Here is a 14,642-nt window from a genome sequence, read left to right as displayed (position 1 = left end):
GCCGGCACCTTAGCGGGAGACTCCTAAACGCCTGTTGCGAGACTAGGCGAACAGAAGGTTAAGCGTGCCGCTTCTCACGCCTCGAAGGATTTCAGGATGGGACAGGGGCCGGTCCTGCCGACGGCGCATTCCGAGACGAGCTTCTGCAGCGAGGCCCTGGCGCGCTGCAGGTCCTCCATGCGTGCGTCGAGTTCGGCAAGGCGCCTGGTGGCCATCTCGCGGGCCGCGGCGCGGTCCTCGCCGGCATCGAGGGCGAGAAGCTGGCGGATCTCTTCCAGCGTGAAGCCCGCCGTCTGCGCCTGCCGGATGAAACGCAGGCGCGAGAGGTCCGCTTCGCCATAGCGGCGGATGCCGTCGATGCGCTTCGGCGTCGCAAGCAGGCCGCGGCGCTGGTAGAAGCGCACGGTCTCGACGCCGACATGGGCGGCAGCGGCAAGTTTTCCGATCGTCAGGTCCATAGGGTGTTGACTCCGTACCATGGTACGGAACCTATAGTCCTGCCAACGGTTTCACAAGACAGGAGACGTGAGATGTTGGACAAGGTACGAAATGCCGGCCGCAAGGCCATCCTCTACCGCATGGTGATGCCCAGCCACACCTGCCCCTACGGCCTCAAGGCGAAGGACCTCTTGCGCCGCTCGGGCTACGAAGTCGACGACCGCCACCTGACGAGCCGCGCGGAAACCGACGCCTTCAAGGCCGAGCACGATGTCGCGACCACCCCGCAGGTCTTCATCGACGGGGAACGCATCGGCGGTTACGACGACCTTCGCCGCCATCTCGGCAAGCCCGTCGCCGACCCCAAGGCGACCACCTATCGCCCGGTCGCCGTGCTCTTCACCCTGACGGCGCTGACGGCGATGGCCGCGAGCTTCGCGGTCAGCGGCTCGCCCTTCACCGTGCGCGCGGCGGAATGGTTCATCGCCTTCTCGATGGTCGCGCTCGCCATGCTGAAGCTCCAGAATGTCGAGAGCTTCGCCACCATGTTCCTCAACTACGACCTGCTCGCGAAGCGCTGGGTGCCCTACAGCTATATCTATCCCTATGCCGAAGGGCTCGCCGGGGTGCTGATGGTGGCGGGCGCGCTCACCTGGCTTTCGGTTCCCGTCGCGCTCTTCATCGGCACCATCGGCGCGGCCTCGGTCTTCAAGGCGGTCTATATCGACCGGCGCGAGCTGAAATGCGCCTGCGTCGGCGGGTCGAGCAACGTGCCGCTCGGCTTCATCTCGCTGACGGAGAACCTGATGATGATCGCCATGGCCATCTGGATGGCCGCCGTCTCGCTCGGCTACATCCACGCCATGTGATGAGAAAGGCACGGCGTCCATGGACGCCGTGCCCTTGCTTCATGCTTGCCTGCGGCCGTCGAGCGTCGCGAGATGGCCGTAAAGCTCCGGGCGGCGGTCGCGGAAGACGCCCCAGGAGCGGCGCTGGTGGGCGATGGCGTCGAGGTCGAAGGTGGCGGTCAGCACCGTCTCCGTCGTCCGGCCGGCCTCGGCCACCTTGGCGCCGGTGGGATCGGCGATGAAGGACGAGCCGTAGAAGGTGATGCTCGTGCCGTTGCGCCCCTCTTCCGTGCCGATGCGGTTGGAGGCGACGAGCGGCATGAGGTTCGCCCCGGCATGGCCCTGCATCACCCGCTGCCAGTGCGCGCTGGAATCGAGGCTCGCATCGTGCGGCTCGGAACCGATGGCGGTCGGATAGAGCAGGATTTCAGCGCCCTGCAGCGCCATGGAGCGCGCCGCCTCCGGAAACCACTGGTCCCAGCAGATGCCGACGCCGATGCGGCCGGCCCGCGTGTCCCACACCTTGAAGCCGGTGTCGCCGGGCGAGAAATAGAACTTCTCCATATAGCCCGGCCCGTCCGGCAGGTGGCTCTTGCGGTAATTGCCGAGCACCCGGCCGTCCGCGTCGATCACCGCGAGGCTGTTGAAATAGGACTGGCCGGCGCGCTCGAAATAGCTGAGCGGCAGCACGACGCCGAGTTCGGCGGCGAGCCTTGCGAAATGCGCGATCAGCGGATTGCCCTCGAAGGGCCGGGCGAGCGCGAAGAATTCGTGGATCTGGTCCTGGCAGAAATAGGGCGCGGCGAAGAGTTCCTGGATCAGCACCAGGTCCGCCCCCTTCTCCTTCGCCTGCCGGACGAGCCCTTCGGCCCGCTCGATATTGGCCTTCTCGTCCCAGATGCAGGCCATCTGCGTGGCGGCCACCGTGACATTGCGCATTCTCTAACGCTCCCTGTTGCCAATCTTCCGGGCCGTCCGGCTTGAATTCCCGGCCGCCCCGTCTATCCTGTCCCCATGCGACCCGACCTCACCTTCGAGCAGCTCCGGCACTGGAGCAGCGGCATTACCGCTGCGGTCAGCGCCACCTTGCCCGAGGAGATCTCGGCCCATTTCACGGCCGGCGCGCGCCATCTCGTCGCCTCCGACCAAGTCTATATCGGTCTCTACCTGCGCGACAGCGCCTCGATCACCATCTACGAGCGCGATCCCGACCACTGGAACCGCAACTACGATACCCGCAAGTACCGGCAGGACCCGTTCTTCCGCCTCTTCGCCGGCACGCGGCAGGATTTCCTGCTGCCGCTCTCCGCGCTCGACAAGGGCGATTTCCACACCAGCGCCTACTACCGCGACTTCTACGAGCCCTCCGGCAGCTTCGACGAGATCACCGGCGTCTTCAACTTCGACCGCAACGCCGCCGGCTTCGTCACCTATCTGCGCCGCCGCGGCGCCCGCCCCTTCGGCACAGAGGACCTCGCGGTCGCCGAGGCGACGGCCGACGCCACCCGCCTCGTGCTCGAACGGCTCTGGCGGCAATGGCGCCCATCCGGCGAAAGCCGGCTGTCGCTTGCCGGCCTCAGCCCGCGCGAGCGCCAGATCGCCCTTCTCCTCATCGACGGCGGCTGCGCCAAGACGATCTCGCGCGACCTCGCCATCGCCCCCGGCACCGTGCGCAACCACATCAAGACCGTCTACCGCAAGCTGGGCCTCCATTCCCAGGTCGAGCTGATGGCCGCCGTGCGCGAGGCTGGGACGGCCCCTCATCCGGCTGATGCCACCTTCTCCCCGTAAACGGGGAGAAGGGAAACGCCGCGCCGTTTTCCTCAAATCGGCGGGAAACCCTCACCAAGCCTATTGCCCCGAAACGATGTGCGTCCACATGCGGTTCTGCAGGCGCAGCAGCTTCGCATCGCTCGATTCCACCACGAAGAGCTTGGCCTTCACGTCATCCGGCGGGAAGACGCCGGGGTCCTTCGCCACCGCCTGGTCCATCAGCGGCAGCGATTCCGGGATCGGGTTGGCGTAGGAGACATAGCTGGAATTGGCCGCGGCGATGTCCGGGCGCATGTTGAAGTCGATCCAGGCGAGCGCGTTTTCCGGGTGCGGCGCATCCTTCGGCATCGCCATCGTGTCGAAGTTGATGAGCGTGCCTTCCTTCGGGATCGCATAGGCGATCTCCAGCTTCTTCTCGCTCTCGGCCGCCCGGGCCTTGGCCTGAAGGATATCGCCCGACCAGCCGAGCACGACGCAGATGTCGCCATTGGCAAGATCGTTAATGTAGCGCGAGGAATGGAAATAGCGGATGTGCGGGCGCACCTTCAGCAGCAGGTCCTCGACCTTGGCGATGTCGTCCGGGCTGGTCGAATGCGGGTCGATGCCGAGATAGTTCATCGCCATCGGGATGATCTCGGCCGGCGCATCGATCATCGCCACGCCGCAATCGGCGAACTTTTCCACGATCGCGGGGTCGAAGACCATGGCGAAGGAATCGACCGGCGCGTCGCCCATGCGCTGCTTCACCGCCTCGATATTGTAGCCGATGCCGTCGGTGACGGCCATGTAGGGCACGGCATAGGCGTTGTCCGGGTCCGCGCCCTTGATCAGCGAGAGCGCCTGCGGGTCGAGCTTGCCGATATTGGAAAGCTTGGCCTTGTCGAGCGGCTGGAAGGCGCCGGCCTTCACCTGGTTCTTGAGGAAGGGATAGGCGGAAGGATAGACGACATCGTAGCCCGACCCGCCCGTCAGCATCTTGGTTTCCAGCACCTCGTTGCCGTCATAGACGTCGTAGACGACGCGGATACCGGTCTCCTTCTCGAATTTCTCCGCCGTGTCGGGCGCGATGTAGTCCGACCAGTTATAGACGTTGACGACCTTTTCCTCCTGCGCCCACGCGCCGCCCGAAGCGGCGAGAAGGGCGAGGATCGAGACGAGCGTTCTGCGCATGGCTTCCTCCATCAGGCTTTCGTCTGGCCGGCATAGACCGGCAGGGTGATGCAGGCGACATTGCCGCCGCCGAGCAGGATTTCGCGGGAATTGTCGATGCCGACAATGCGGTGATCGGGGAAGAGCTCGGCGAGCTTGGCTTTCGCAGCGAGATCCAGCTTCTCGTCGTCGAACTGCGGCACGACGACGACGGAATTGCCGGGATAGTAGTTGATATAGGTGGCGGCGATGCGGTTGCCGGCCGGGCGCGCCCAGGTGCTGTCGACCTGATCGACGCCCGCCGCCTCCTCCGCCGTCATCTCGATGGGTCGGGGATGGTAGATGCGGTGCAGCTCGAGCGAACGCCCCCGCGCATCGCGGGCGGAACGCAACGCCTCCTCCACCTCGCGCACGATCTCGTATTGCGGATCGTCGCGATCCTCCGTCCAGCTGAGCGCCACCACGCCGGGCCGCACGAAGCAGCAGACGTCGTCGATATGGCCGTCCGTCTCGTCGAAGCAGAAGCCGCGCGGCAGCCAGATGACATGTTCCAGTCCGAGATAGTCGCAAAGCTGCTGCTCCACCGCCGCCTTGCCGAGATGGCCGTTGCGGTTGCGGTTGAGGAGGCACTGTTCCGTGGTGATCAGCGTGCCCTCGCCGTCGCATTGCAGGCCGCCGCCCTCGGCGATCAGCGGCGAGCGGTAGCGGGCCATGCCCTCGGTCTCCAGCACCTTGCGGGCGGCGAGATCGTCGAGGTTCCAGGGCGAATAGAGGCCGCCGTCATTGCCGCCATAGGCGTTGAAGGTCCAGTCGACGCCGCGCACCTCGCCGTGGTCGTTGACGACGAAGTTCGGGCCGCTGTCGCGCAGCCAGGAATCGTCCGTCGTCATTTCGATGAGCCGCACGCTCTCCGGCAGCATGGCGCGGGCGTTGAGCCACTGGCGGGCGGAGACGGCGATGGTAACCGGCTCGCTCTCGGCGATCGCCGCGGCGACCTTCGCGAAAAGCTTCTGCGCCGGCTTGGCGCCGAGCCGCCAGGTATCCGGCCGCTCCGGCCAGATCAGCCAGCAGCCGGCCTTGGGTTCGAATTCCCCCGGCGCTCGAAAACCGTCGGCCCTGGGCGTGCTTGTGAGCGTGCGTACCATGTTCCCCCCAATGAAAATCCGGGGGGATTAAGGCAAGCACAGCCCTTTCGGGTCAATGTCCCATTTGGGACAGGTGGGAGGGCCGGGTCAGCCCTCGAACACCATCAGCGTATCGCCTGCCTGAAGGTAATCACCTTCCTTGACGCGCAGGCGCAGGCGGCCGGACTTGGGGGCGAGAACCTGCGTTTCCATCTTCATCGCCTCCATCACCGCGACGAGATCGCCTTCCGCGACAGTCGCACCGTCGGCAATCTTGAAGGCCTGCAGCGTGCCGGACACGGGCGCGGCGATGCCGTCATCAACCGGCTTGCCCGCGCTCGCGGCGGATGCCGTGCCCTGCCCAGCGGCACCAAGGCCGGCCAGAAGCAGGCTCGGCAGCGCGAGCGATACACGCTTGCCGTCGATTTCGAGATGGGTGCGGACCAGCGAGGGATCGGCAACCGGCTCGGGTCGAGCTGCGGCTTCCGGCATGACGGCGAAGTCGGTTTCGATCCAGCGGGTATGGACCTTGAAGCCATCCGTCCCGATGAAGTCATCGGTATCGATGGCCGCGCGGTGGAAGGGCAGCACGGTCGCAACGCCCTCGATGCGGAATTCGCGCAGCGCCCGGCGCGCGCGGCGCAGGGCCTCTTCGCGCGTCGCGCCTGTCACGATGAGCTTGGCCATCAGCGAATCGAAGACGCCGGGGATCGTGGAACCAGTGACGACCCCGCTATCGAGGCGCACGCCGGGGCCGGACGGCGGATCGAAGGCGGTGATCGCGCCCGGCGTCGGAAGGAAGCCGCGGCCGGGGTCTTCCGCATTGATGCGGAACTCGATGGAGTGGCCGCGCGGTTCCGGCGTCTCGGTGACGGCGAGCGGCTTGCCCTCGGCAATCCGGAATTGCTCGATGACGAGGTCGATGCCCGTCGTCTCCTCGGTGACCGGGTGCTCGACCTGGAGGCGGGTGTTCACCTCCAGGAACGAGATGGTGCCGTCGGCGCCGAGCAGGAACTCCACCGTGCCGGCGCCGGAATAGCCGGCGGCGGCGCAGATCGCCTTGGCGGAGGCGTGGATGCGCTCGCGCTGCTCCGGCGTCAGGAAGGGCGCGGGCGCCTCCTCGATGAGCTTCTGGTTGCGGCGCTGCGCCGAGCAGTCACGGGTGCCGAGCACCAGCACGTTGCCGTGCCTGTCGGCAATCACCTGCGCCTCGATATGGCGCGGCCGGTCGAGGAAGCGTTCGAGGAAGCATTCGCCGCGGCCGAAGGCGGCCGTCGCCTCGCGCACGGCGGATTCGTAGAGGTCGGCGACCTCCTCCATCTTCCAGGCCACCTTGATGCCGCGCCCGCCGCCGCCATGCGCCGCCTTGATGGCGACCGGCAGGCCATGCTGTTCGGCAAAGGCGATCACTTCTGCCGCAGACGAGACCGGGCCGTCGCTGCCCGCGACGAGCGGCGCGCCGACGCTGGTGGCGATGCGCCGCGCCTCGACCTTGTCGCCGAGCGCCTCGATCACATGCGGATCGGGCCCGATCCAGATGAGGCCGGCATCCTGCACGGCTTTCGCGAATTCCGCCCGCTCGGAGAGGAAGCCGTAACCGGGATGCACGGCATCCGCGCCGGAGCGTTTCGCGATGGCGATCAGCTTTTCGATGTCGAGATAGGTCTCGGCCGGGCGCACGCCATCGAGGCCATAGGCCTCGTCGGCGAGGCGCACGAAGAGCGCGTCGGCATCCGGGTCCGCATAGACGGCGACCGACTGGAGGCCGTGGTCGCGGCAGGCGCGCAGGATGCGCACGGCGATCTCGCCGCGATTGGCGATCAGCACTTTCTTCATGGCACTCTCCTATCGGGCCGCGGCGATTTCGGCGAAGGGGCCGATCGGGCGGAAACGGATTTTTGCGTTGATGGGGATCTGGCCGGCAAGGTCCAGATGATATTCGGCGACAGCGCCGATAACGGGATAACCGCCGGTCAGCGGATGGTCGGCGAGGAAGAGCACCGGCTGGCCGCTGTGCGGCACCTGGATAGCTCCCGTCGCCGTGCCTTCGCTCGGCAATTCCGCGCTGTCCCTGCGCTCCAGCGGCACATCGCCGGCAAGGCGGATGCCCACGCGGCTCGATTGCGGCGTGACCTGCCACAGCTGGCTCGTCAGCGTCTCGATACCCTTCTCGGTGAACCAGTCCGTGCGCGGGCCGAGCACCACGTCGAGCGTCACGACATCGCCCGCTGACGGCAGGTCAAAGGCCGGGGCCTCTTCTAGGGAAACGCTGGCGAGCCCCTCCCCGCCGCTAAGCGTAAGCACCGTCCCGGCCGTAACCGGCTCGGGGCCGACAACGGCGAGCGTATCGGTCGCGGCGCTGCCGAGAACCGGGGCAACGTCGAAGCCGCCGCGCACGGCGAGATAGGCGCGCATGCCCTTCTTCGGCTGGCCGATGGTCACGACATCGCCGGGCTCCAGCGAGACGGGCTCATAGGCCGCTAGATCACGGCTGCGGCCGGCGGTATCGCGGACAGTCACCGCCGACGCCGCGCCGGCAAGGCCGATCACGGCGCGCGCATTGCATTCGAAGGAGAACCCGCCAAGGGTGAGTTCGAGGACCGGCGTGTTCGCCGGATTACCGACGATGCGGTTGGCGGCATTGAAGGCGGCGCGGTCGAGCGCGCCGGAGGCGGAAACGCCCTGCCCCGTCTGACCGAAGCGGCCGAGGTCCTGGAAGACGGCCGGCATCGGCGCGGCAAGCACCTTGAACTGCGGCGCTTCCGGTGCGACGGCGCGTTCCTTGCGGGGCGCGGCTTGCGGGATGCTGACGGTCCTGCCCGGCTGCTCCATGTCGAAGAAGCGGACGCGGTAGCCGGGCTGGAACAGCGCGCCGGGATCGCGATCGATGTCCCACATTTTGACTGGCGTCGTGCCGATGATCTGCCAGCCGCCGGGGCTTGCCTGCGGGTAGACGCCGCTGAAGGCGCCGGCAAGCGCCACGGAGCCGGCGGGAATGCGGGTGCGCGGGCTCTTGCGGCGCGGCACGTGCAGCACCGGATCGCCGCCGACGAGATAGCCGAAGCCCGGCGCGAAGCCGCAGAAGGCAACGGTGAATTCACTCTCCGTGTGGCGACGGATGACCTCCGCCACGCTGAGGCCCGTCAGCTCGGCGACGTCGGCAAGGTCCTCGCCGTCATAGCGCACCGGGATTTCCACCAGATGTTCCGAAGGCGCGATCTTCGCCGACAGGTCGCGGGTGGCGATCTGCGCGGCGAGCTCCGCGGACGTCACCTTTTCCGGGCGGAAGCGGATCATCAGCGTGCGCGCCGCCGGCACCATCTCCTCTATGCCGCCGATGGCATCGGCCTGCAGGGAGGCAAAAAGCGCGAGCGTTTCATCGAGATCGGCAAGCTCGACGAGGATGGTGGTCAGGCTGACGGGAAGAAAGCGCATCATGCCCTCATGCGTGGTAGGCGGAATCGGGGATATCGGTGATGAACATGTAGCCCGGCGCATGGGTGATGGCGAAGGGTACGCCGGAGGCCATAACCGCCGCCTGCGGGGTGACGCCACAGGCCCAGAAGACCGGCACCTCGCCCGGCTCGATGCGCACGGCATCGCCGAAATCGGGCCTGGCGAGGTCGGCGATGCCGAGCTCTTCCGGCGCACCGATATGCACAGGCGCGCCGTGCACGGCCGGGAAGCGGCCGGAGATCGTCGCGGCATCGGCGACGCGCGCGGCCGGGATCGGGCGCATGGAGACGACCATGTTGCCCTTGAGCCGCCCGGCCGGCCGGCAGGCCCTGTCGGTCAGGTACATCGGCACGTTCGACTTGTCCGTCATGTGACGGATCTCGATGCCCGCCTCGACCATCGGCGTCTCGAAGGTGAAGGAACAGCCGATCAGGAAGGCGACGAGGTCGTCGCGCTCGGCCCAGGCCGCGGTCGCGTCCGGGGTCTCCTCGACGAGCTTGCCGTCCCGCCAGATGCGGTAGAGCGGCAGATCCGTGCGAAGATCGGCGCCGGGCGCCAGCAGCGTCGTCGGCGAGCCCGGATCGGAGACGTCGAGCACCGGACAGGGCTTCGGATTGCGCTGCGCATAGAGCAGGAAATCGAAAGCCCAGTCGCGCGGCAGCACGATCATGTTGGCCTGGGTGAAGCCGGGTGCGATGCCCGAGGTCGGCGCGACGAGGCCGTCGCGGTAGGTGGCGCGCGCCTTGCGGGCGCTCGACGCGTCGACATGGTCGAGATAGGCGGTCGGGATCGTCATGGCCGCGCCCTCACGCCTTGTCGGCGAAGGAGCGGATGACGATGCCTTCGGCCTCGAAGCGACGGCGGATCTCCTGCGCGATGGCCACGGCACCGGGGCTGTCGCCATGCACGCAGATCGACTGCGCCTCGACGCGGATCGTGCTGCCGTCGATGGCCTCCAGCGTGCCCTCGCGGGCAAGCTGCACCATGCGGTCGGCGATCGTCTTCTCGTCGTGCAGCACGGCGCCCGCCTCGCGGCGGGAGACGAGTTCGCCCTTCGGCGTATAGGCCCGGTCGGCGAAGGCTTCGGCGACGACGGCAAGGCCGGAGCGGCGGGCGAGATCGAGGATCGGGGCATTGGCAAGGCCCATCAGGATCAGCGAGGGATCCACGGCCTTGATGCCATCGATCACCGCCTGGCCCTGCCTGGCGTCATAGGCGATGCGGTTGTAGAGCGCGCCATGCGGCTTGACGTAGCGCACCGTGGTCCCGGCGGCAGCGGCGACGCCCTTGATCGCGCCGATCTGGTAGATCACGTCGGCGATCAGCTCTTCCGGTGTTGCGTCGAGGTCGCGCCGGCCGAAGCCGACGCGGTCCGGATAAGAGACGTGGGCGCCGATGACGACGCCGTTGGCGGCGGCGGCCTTGACCGTGCGGTAGATGCCCGCCGGGTCGCCGGCATGGAAGCCGCAGGCGATGTTGGCGGAGGAGACGACGGCGAGCATCGCCGCGTCGTCGCCCATGCGCCAGGCGCCATAGCTTTCACCGAGGTCGCTGTTGAGATCGATCGCTACCATGATTTCCTCCCTTGTCAGCCGAGCAGGCTGAAGATCGTGCCGGCCGACTTGTAGCCCATATACCACGTCAGCGCGCAGACCAGGACGCCGAGGACGAGCAGCCAGCGCGGATAGCGGTAGCCGCCCATCAGGTCTTCGCGCTTCCAGGCGGCGAAGAGGAAGATGGACAGGCCGATGGGCAGGATGAGGCCGTTGAGACCGCCGACGAAGACCAGCATGGCGGCCGGCGGCGTGGTCATCAGCAGATAGGAGACCAGCGAGACGGCGATGAACAGCACCGTCGCCATGTTGCGCGTATGCTCGCTGACATCGTGCTTGAAGACGGTGATGAAGGACACCGACGTATAGGCCGCGCCGATGACGCTGGTGATCGCCGCCGCCCAGAAGATGATGCCGAAGAGGCGCAGGCCGAAATCGCCGGCGGCGGCCTGGAAGGCCTGTGCGGCCGGGTTCGCCACCTGGCTGGACGTGTCGATGACGACGCCGCTCGCCACGACGCCCAGAATGGCGAGGAAGAGCACGTAGCGCATCAGGCCGGTGACCGCGATGCCGGTCAGCGCCGCGCGGTTGACGGCGGGCAGATGCTCCTGGCCGACCATGCCGCGGTCGAGCAGGCGGTGCGCGCCGGAATAGGTGATGTAGCCGCCGACCGTGCCGCCGACGATCGTCGTGATCGTCGCGAAGTCGATCGTCGCCGGCAGCACCGTCTGGTAGAGCGCCTCACCCACCGGCGGGCCGGAGACGAAGGCGACGTAGAGCGTCAGCACGATCATCAGGATGCCGGCGAAGACGATGAAGCGGTCCACGGCAAGGCCGGCCCGCTTCGACAGGAAGATGCCGATGGAGAAGACCGCGCTGATCGCCCCGCCGATCTTCGGATCGAGACCGAAGACGGCGTTGAGGCCGAGGCCCGTGCCGCCGATATTGCCGATATTGAAGAACAGGCCGCCGACGATGACGAGGACGGCGAGCAGATAGCCGGAGCCCGGAATGGCGGCATTGGCGACGTCGGAGGCGCGCATGCGCGTCAGCGTCACGATGCGCCAGATGTTGAGCTGCACGACGAAGTCGATGACGATCGAGGCAAGGATGCCGAAGGCGAAGGCGGCGCCGAGCTTCGTGGTGAAGGTGGCCGTCTGCGTGATGAAGCCGGGGCCGATGGCGCTGGTCGCCATCAGGAAGATCGCGGCGATGAGCGCGGCGCGACGGGACTTGACGGTGTGGACGCCCTGCGCGACCACACCCGTGGCGGCAGGCGCTGCTGCATTCTGTTCCATGAGATTTCTCCGCTCTCCTTCACCCGCCCCTCGCGGGTGGCGCATGGTGGAATGATGCATTGCTACACAAAAATGTCAACTTTGTTCAACAATAATTCCCTATCGTTCCTTATTTCTGCCTTTTTACCAATCAGATAGCGCGGGATTGGCGACGAATTTCGCACCGTCCCTTCTGCATTCGTGCTAAGGCCAGCATTGAAATAGGGCACGTTCCGGCGGTTGAAAGCCTGGGACGGGGAGGATGGCATGAGCGAGGATGGTAATGGCCTGCCACTGGCGGACCGGCTGGCGCGGCGCATTCGAACGCTGCTGATCTCGGGCGAGCTCTCGCCCGGCCAGCGCCTTTCGGAGGCGGCCTTCAGCGAGCGTTTCGACGTCTCGCGCAACTCGCTGCGCGAGGCCTTCCGCCTGCTCACCAAGGATGGGCTGCTGCGGCACGAGGCCAATCGCGGCGTCTTCGTCGCCGTGCCCTCCATGGCCTCGATCATCGACATCTACCGCGTGCGGCGCATGCTGGAATGCGGCGCACTGCGCCAGGCATGGCACCAGCATCCGGCGATCCGGGTGATGCGCGAGGCCGTGGGCCGGGCGCAACAGGAGCGCGAAAAGGGCGACTGGCTCGGCGTCGGCAGCGCCAACATGATCTTCCACACCGCCATCATCGACCTTTCCGACAGCGTGCGGCTCAACGAGTTCTACGAGCGCATCTCGGCGGAGCTGCGCCTCTGCTTCGGGCTGCTCAACGACCCCGAGCACCTGCACGCGCCCTTCGTCGACATGAACGACGCCATCGTGACCCTTCTCGAGGAGAACCGGCCGCACGAGGCGGCGGCGCAGATGGAGACCTATCTGAACCTTGCCGAGCGCACCATGCTGAAGGCGCTGGAGCGGGCCTCCGAGCAGGCGTGAGCGGCGGCGGCCTCGCCGCCTCCCCTTACCGCCAGAGCGCGCGCACCTCCTGCCGCAGCATCAAGGCCTCCGCCCAGCGGTCCGTCGTGTCGTTGCCGTCCCTTCCGGTGATGGCATAGGGCTTGGGGCCGAGTTCGCAGGTGAAGACCAGTTCGGCATCCTCGGCTGCACGGGCGCGCCAGTGGCGGAAGCCGTCGTCCCACCAGGTAAGGAAGAGGTCGAGCCAGGGGCGATGATGCGGGAAGGAGATCTCGATCTGCACCTGCTCGCGCGAGGCGACGCGGCCGTGGAAGGCTTTGGCATTTTCCAGGATGCGCCGGATGAGGGCGTGGTTCTCCTCCTCGACCGGAAAGGCGAATTCCCGGCCGACGAGGAAATGCGAGAGATCGGCGAGAAGTGGCAGATCGGGGCGGCGGTCGAGCAGATCGAGCGTGAAGAACAGGTCCGTCGTCATCCGGTCGCGGTGCGTCTCGATGAAGACCGGAATGCCGGCCTGCTCGGCAAGCGCCATCCAGCCGTCGAGCAGCGGCAGGCAATCCTCCACCCGGCGCAGGCGGATATCGGGCTGGAGGTTGACGTGCCTCACCGGATATTCGGCGGCCAGTTCCAGCGGCAGGCGCAGGTCCTCGACGGTGCGCGGGAAGCAGACGCCCTCGATACCAAGGCCGGTTCCCCGCAGCGCCTCGTCCAGCGCCCTGACGTCCGCGCGCTTCGTGTAATGCGCGCTGACGCCGTCGAAGCCCGCCTCGGCGATCATCGCGATGTTTTCCGCAAGGCTGCGCTCATGGCCGTCCGTATGCCGGCGTTCCATGGCCCAGAGCGACTGGAAGAACAGCAGTTTCTGCATCACGCCGCCCGCGCGCTCTTGAGGAGGGCCTTGAGGTTCACGGCGGGGTCCGCGAGCGCGGCGGGATCCGGGCTGATGCCGGTGGCGATCAGCATCTCGGCGAGCTTGATGTCCTTCGCAAGGCTGTTGCCCGGCCCGAGGCCGGCGGCGGCCACGAGACGACCGCCGTCGAGATAGAATTCCAGCTCCCCCTCCCCGGCCGGCCGCAGGATGCAGTCATGCCCCGGCTGGGGCAGGCCCGCGACCTGCAAGCCGAGATCGTACTGATCGGACCAGAACCACGGGATTGCGGCGAAGGCTTCGCTCGCGCCCGCCATGTTGCGCGCGGCGGTTTCGGCCTGGCTGCGCGCGTTGCGCCAGCTTTCGAAGCGGACATGGCCGCCGCCGGCCACGGATACCGCCGCGCAGTCGCCCGCCGCGAAGACATGCGGATCGCTGGTGCGCAGGAAGGCATCCGTCAGGATGCCGTTGCCGGTCGCGAGCCCCGCCGCCTCGGCAAGGCCGGTATCCGGCACGACGCCGATGGCCGAGACGACGATATCGGCCGGAACCCGCGTGCTATCAGCCAGCAAGACGGCATCGGGCGTGATCTCGGCAATCCCTTGCCCGAGGTGGAAGCGCACGCCCTCCTCGGCATGGCGCGCATGCAGCCGCGCGGCAAAGCGCGCGGGCACGGCGCGGCCGAGGGGCCTTGCCGCCGCCTCGACGACGCTGACGGCGATGCCCTTGCCGCGCAGCACCGCCGCAAGCTCCATGCCGATCAGCCCGCCGCCGACGATCGCGACGCTTGCCGCCGCTTCGGCGCGGGAGAAGATCGCCGCCGCATCCGCGAAGGTACGGAAATCGAGCGCCCCTTCGGCGCCCGGGCAGGCGAGCCGGCGGGGGCGCGCGCCGGTCGCAAGGAGCAGCCTGTCATAGGCAAGCGTCCGCCCGTCGCCGAGGAGAAGGTGGCGACGGGCGGTGTCGATCTGCACTACCGGCATGCCGGGAAGATAGTCGATGCCGGCGGCTTCGAGAGCCTCGGCCGAGCAGATCGGTTTCATCTGGACGGCGCCGTCCAGCGGCTTGGAGAGCGGCGGGCGCTCATAGGGAAGATGCGGCTCCGTGCCAGCCAGCGTGACCGGACCGGAAAACCCGGCCTCGCGAAGCGCGAAGGCCGCGCGGGTGCCGGCTTCGCCCGCGCCGATGATGACGATCCCGTTCATGAGGCTCTCCATGGAAAGTGTTGCCGGCGCGTTCGGAAACGC

14 protein-coding genes are annotated in these 14,642 nt (G+C 67.3%); 3 read left to right on the top strand and 11 right to left on the bottom strand.

Annotated features, from left to right (window positions below; translation table 11 throughout):
- Positions 1-74: 74 nt before the first annotated feature.
- Positions 75-479, bottom strand: coding sequence for a MerR family transcriptional regulator (locus ACZ48C_RS03575; RefSeq protein WP_464782208.1), 405 nt, complete (start codon positions 477-479; stop codon positions 75-77).
- A 51-nt stretch (positions 480-530) separates the two neighbouring features.
- Here ACZ48C_RS03575 and ACZ48C_RS03570 point away from each other — a divergent pair, with 51 nt between their 5' ends.
- On the top strand, positions 531-1,307 hold the full coding sequence (locus ACZ48C_RS03570; protein ID WP_464782207.1) for a MauE/DoxX family redox-associated membrane protein: 777 nt from the start codon (positions 531-533) through the stop codon (positions 1,305-1,307).
- A gap of 39 nt (positions 1,308-1,346) precedes the next feature.
- Here ACZ48C_RS03570 and aguB read toward each other — a convergent pair whose 3' ends face one another.
- On the bottom strand, positions 1,347-2,225 hold the full coding sequence (gene aguB, locus ACZ48C_RS03565; RefSeq protein ID WP_464782206.1) for an N-carbamoylputrescine amidase: 879 nt from the start codon (positions 2,223-2,225) through the stop codon (positions 1,347-1,349).
- A gap of 75 nt (positions 2,226-2,300) precedes the next feature.
- Between aguB and ACZ48C_RS03560 the strand changes: the two genes are divergently transcribed.
- Positions 2,301-3,077, top strand: coding sequence for a LuxR C-terminal-related transcriptional regulator (locus tag ACZ48C_RS03560; RefSeq protein WP_464782205.1), 777 nt, complete (start codon positions 2,301-2,303; stop codon positions 3,075-3,077).
- A gap of 60 nt (positions 3,078-3,137) precedes the next feature.
- Here ACZ48C_RS03560 and ACZ48C_RS03555 read toward each other — a convergent pair whose 3' ends face one another.
- The 7 genes from ACZ48C_RS03555 to ACZ48C_RS03525 all read right to left on the bottom strand — a co-directional run bounded on the left by ACZ48C_RS03555 (position 3,138) and on the right by ACZ48C_RS03525 (position 11,639).
- Complete coding sequence (locus tag ACZ48C_RS03555; RefSeq protein ID WP_464782204.1) at positions 3,138-4,229, bottom strand: polyamine ABC transporter substrate-binding protein; 1,092 nt, start codon at positions 4,227-4,229, stop codon at positions 3,138-3,140.
- Between the two features lie 11 nt (positions 4,230-4,240).
- Positions 4,241-5,353, bottom strand: a complete 1,113-nt coding sequence (gene aguA, locus ACZ48C_RS03550) for an agmatine deiminase (RefSeq protein ID WP_464782203.1) — start codon at positions 5,351-5,353, stop codon at positions 4,241-4,243.
- 87 nt (positions 5,354-5,440) lie between these two features.
- On the bottom strand, positions 5,441-7,168 hold the full coding sequence (locus ACZ48C_RS03545) for an acetyl/propionyl/methylcrotonyl-CoA carboxylase subunit alpha (RefSeq protein WP_464782202.1): 1,728 nt from the start codon (positions 7,166-7,168) through the stop codon (positions 5,441-5,443).
- A 9-nt stretch (positions 7,169-7,177) separates the two neighbouring features.
- Positions 7,178-8,767, bottom strand: coding sequence for a 5-oxoprolinase subunit B/C family protein (locus tag ACZ48C_RS03540; RefSeq protein ID WP_464782769.1), 1,590 nt, complete (start codon positions 8,765-8,767; stop codon positions 7,178-7,180).
- 7 nt (positions 8,768-8,774) lie between these two features.
- Positions 8,775-9,584, bottom strand: a complete 810-nt coding sequence (locus ACZ48C_RS03535) for a putative hydro-lyase (RefSeq protein ID WP_464782201.1) — start codon at positions 9,582-9,584, stop codon at positions 8,775-8,777.
- A gap of 10 nt (positions 9,585-9,594) precedes the next feature.
- Complete coding sequence (locus tag ACZ48C_RS03530; RefSeq protein ID WP_464782200.1) at positions 9,595-10,362, bottom strand: LamB/YcsF family protein; 768 nt, start codon at positions 10,360-10,362, stop codon at positions 9,595-9,597.
- Positions 10,363-10,376: 14 nt separating this feature from the next.
- Positions 10,377-11,639, bottom strand: a complete 1,263-nt coding sequence (locus tag ACZ48C_RS03525; RefSeq protein WP_119258124.1) for an NRAMP family divalent metal transporter — start codon at positions 11,637-11,639, stop codon at positions 10,377-10,379.
- A gap of 246 nt (positions 11,640-11,885) precedes the next feature.
- On the opposite strand from ACZ48C_RS03525, the gene ACZ48C_RS03520 reads away from it, so the two are divergent.
- Entirely contained in the window at positions 11,886-12,548 is a 663-nt protein-coding gene (locus ACZ48C_RS03520; protein WP_119258123.1) for a GntR family transcriptional regulator, read from the top strand.
- Positions 12,549-12,573: 25 nt separating this feature from the next.
- On the opposite strand, the gene ACZ48C_RS03515 is transcribed toward ACZ48C_RS03520, so the two are convergent.
- Complete coding sequence (locus tag ACZ48C_RS03515) at positions 12,574-13,398, bottom strand: sugar phosphate isomerase/epimerase family protein (RefSeq protein WP_464782199.1); 825 nt, start codon at positions 13,396-13,398, stop codon at positions 12,574-12,576.
- Positions 13,395-14,600: an NAD(P)/FAD-dependent oxidoreductase gene (locus tag ACZ48C_RS03510; protein ID WP_464782198.1), complete on the bottom strand. Its 1,206-nt coding sequence runs from the start codon at positions 14,598-14,600 to the stop codon at positions 13,395-13,397. The genes ACZ48C_RS03515 and ACZ48C_RS03510 overlap by 4 nt, the downstream gene beginning before the upstream one ends.
- Positions 14,601-14,642 lie beyond the last annotated feature (42 nt).

Source organism: Shinella sp. 1A1 (assembly GCF_055379515.1).
The sequence above is the reverse complement of the archived record's forward strand: the minus strand, read 5'-3'. Positions and strand labels throughout refer to the sequence as shown.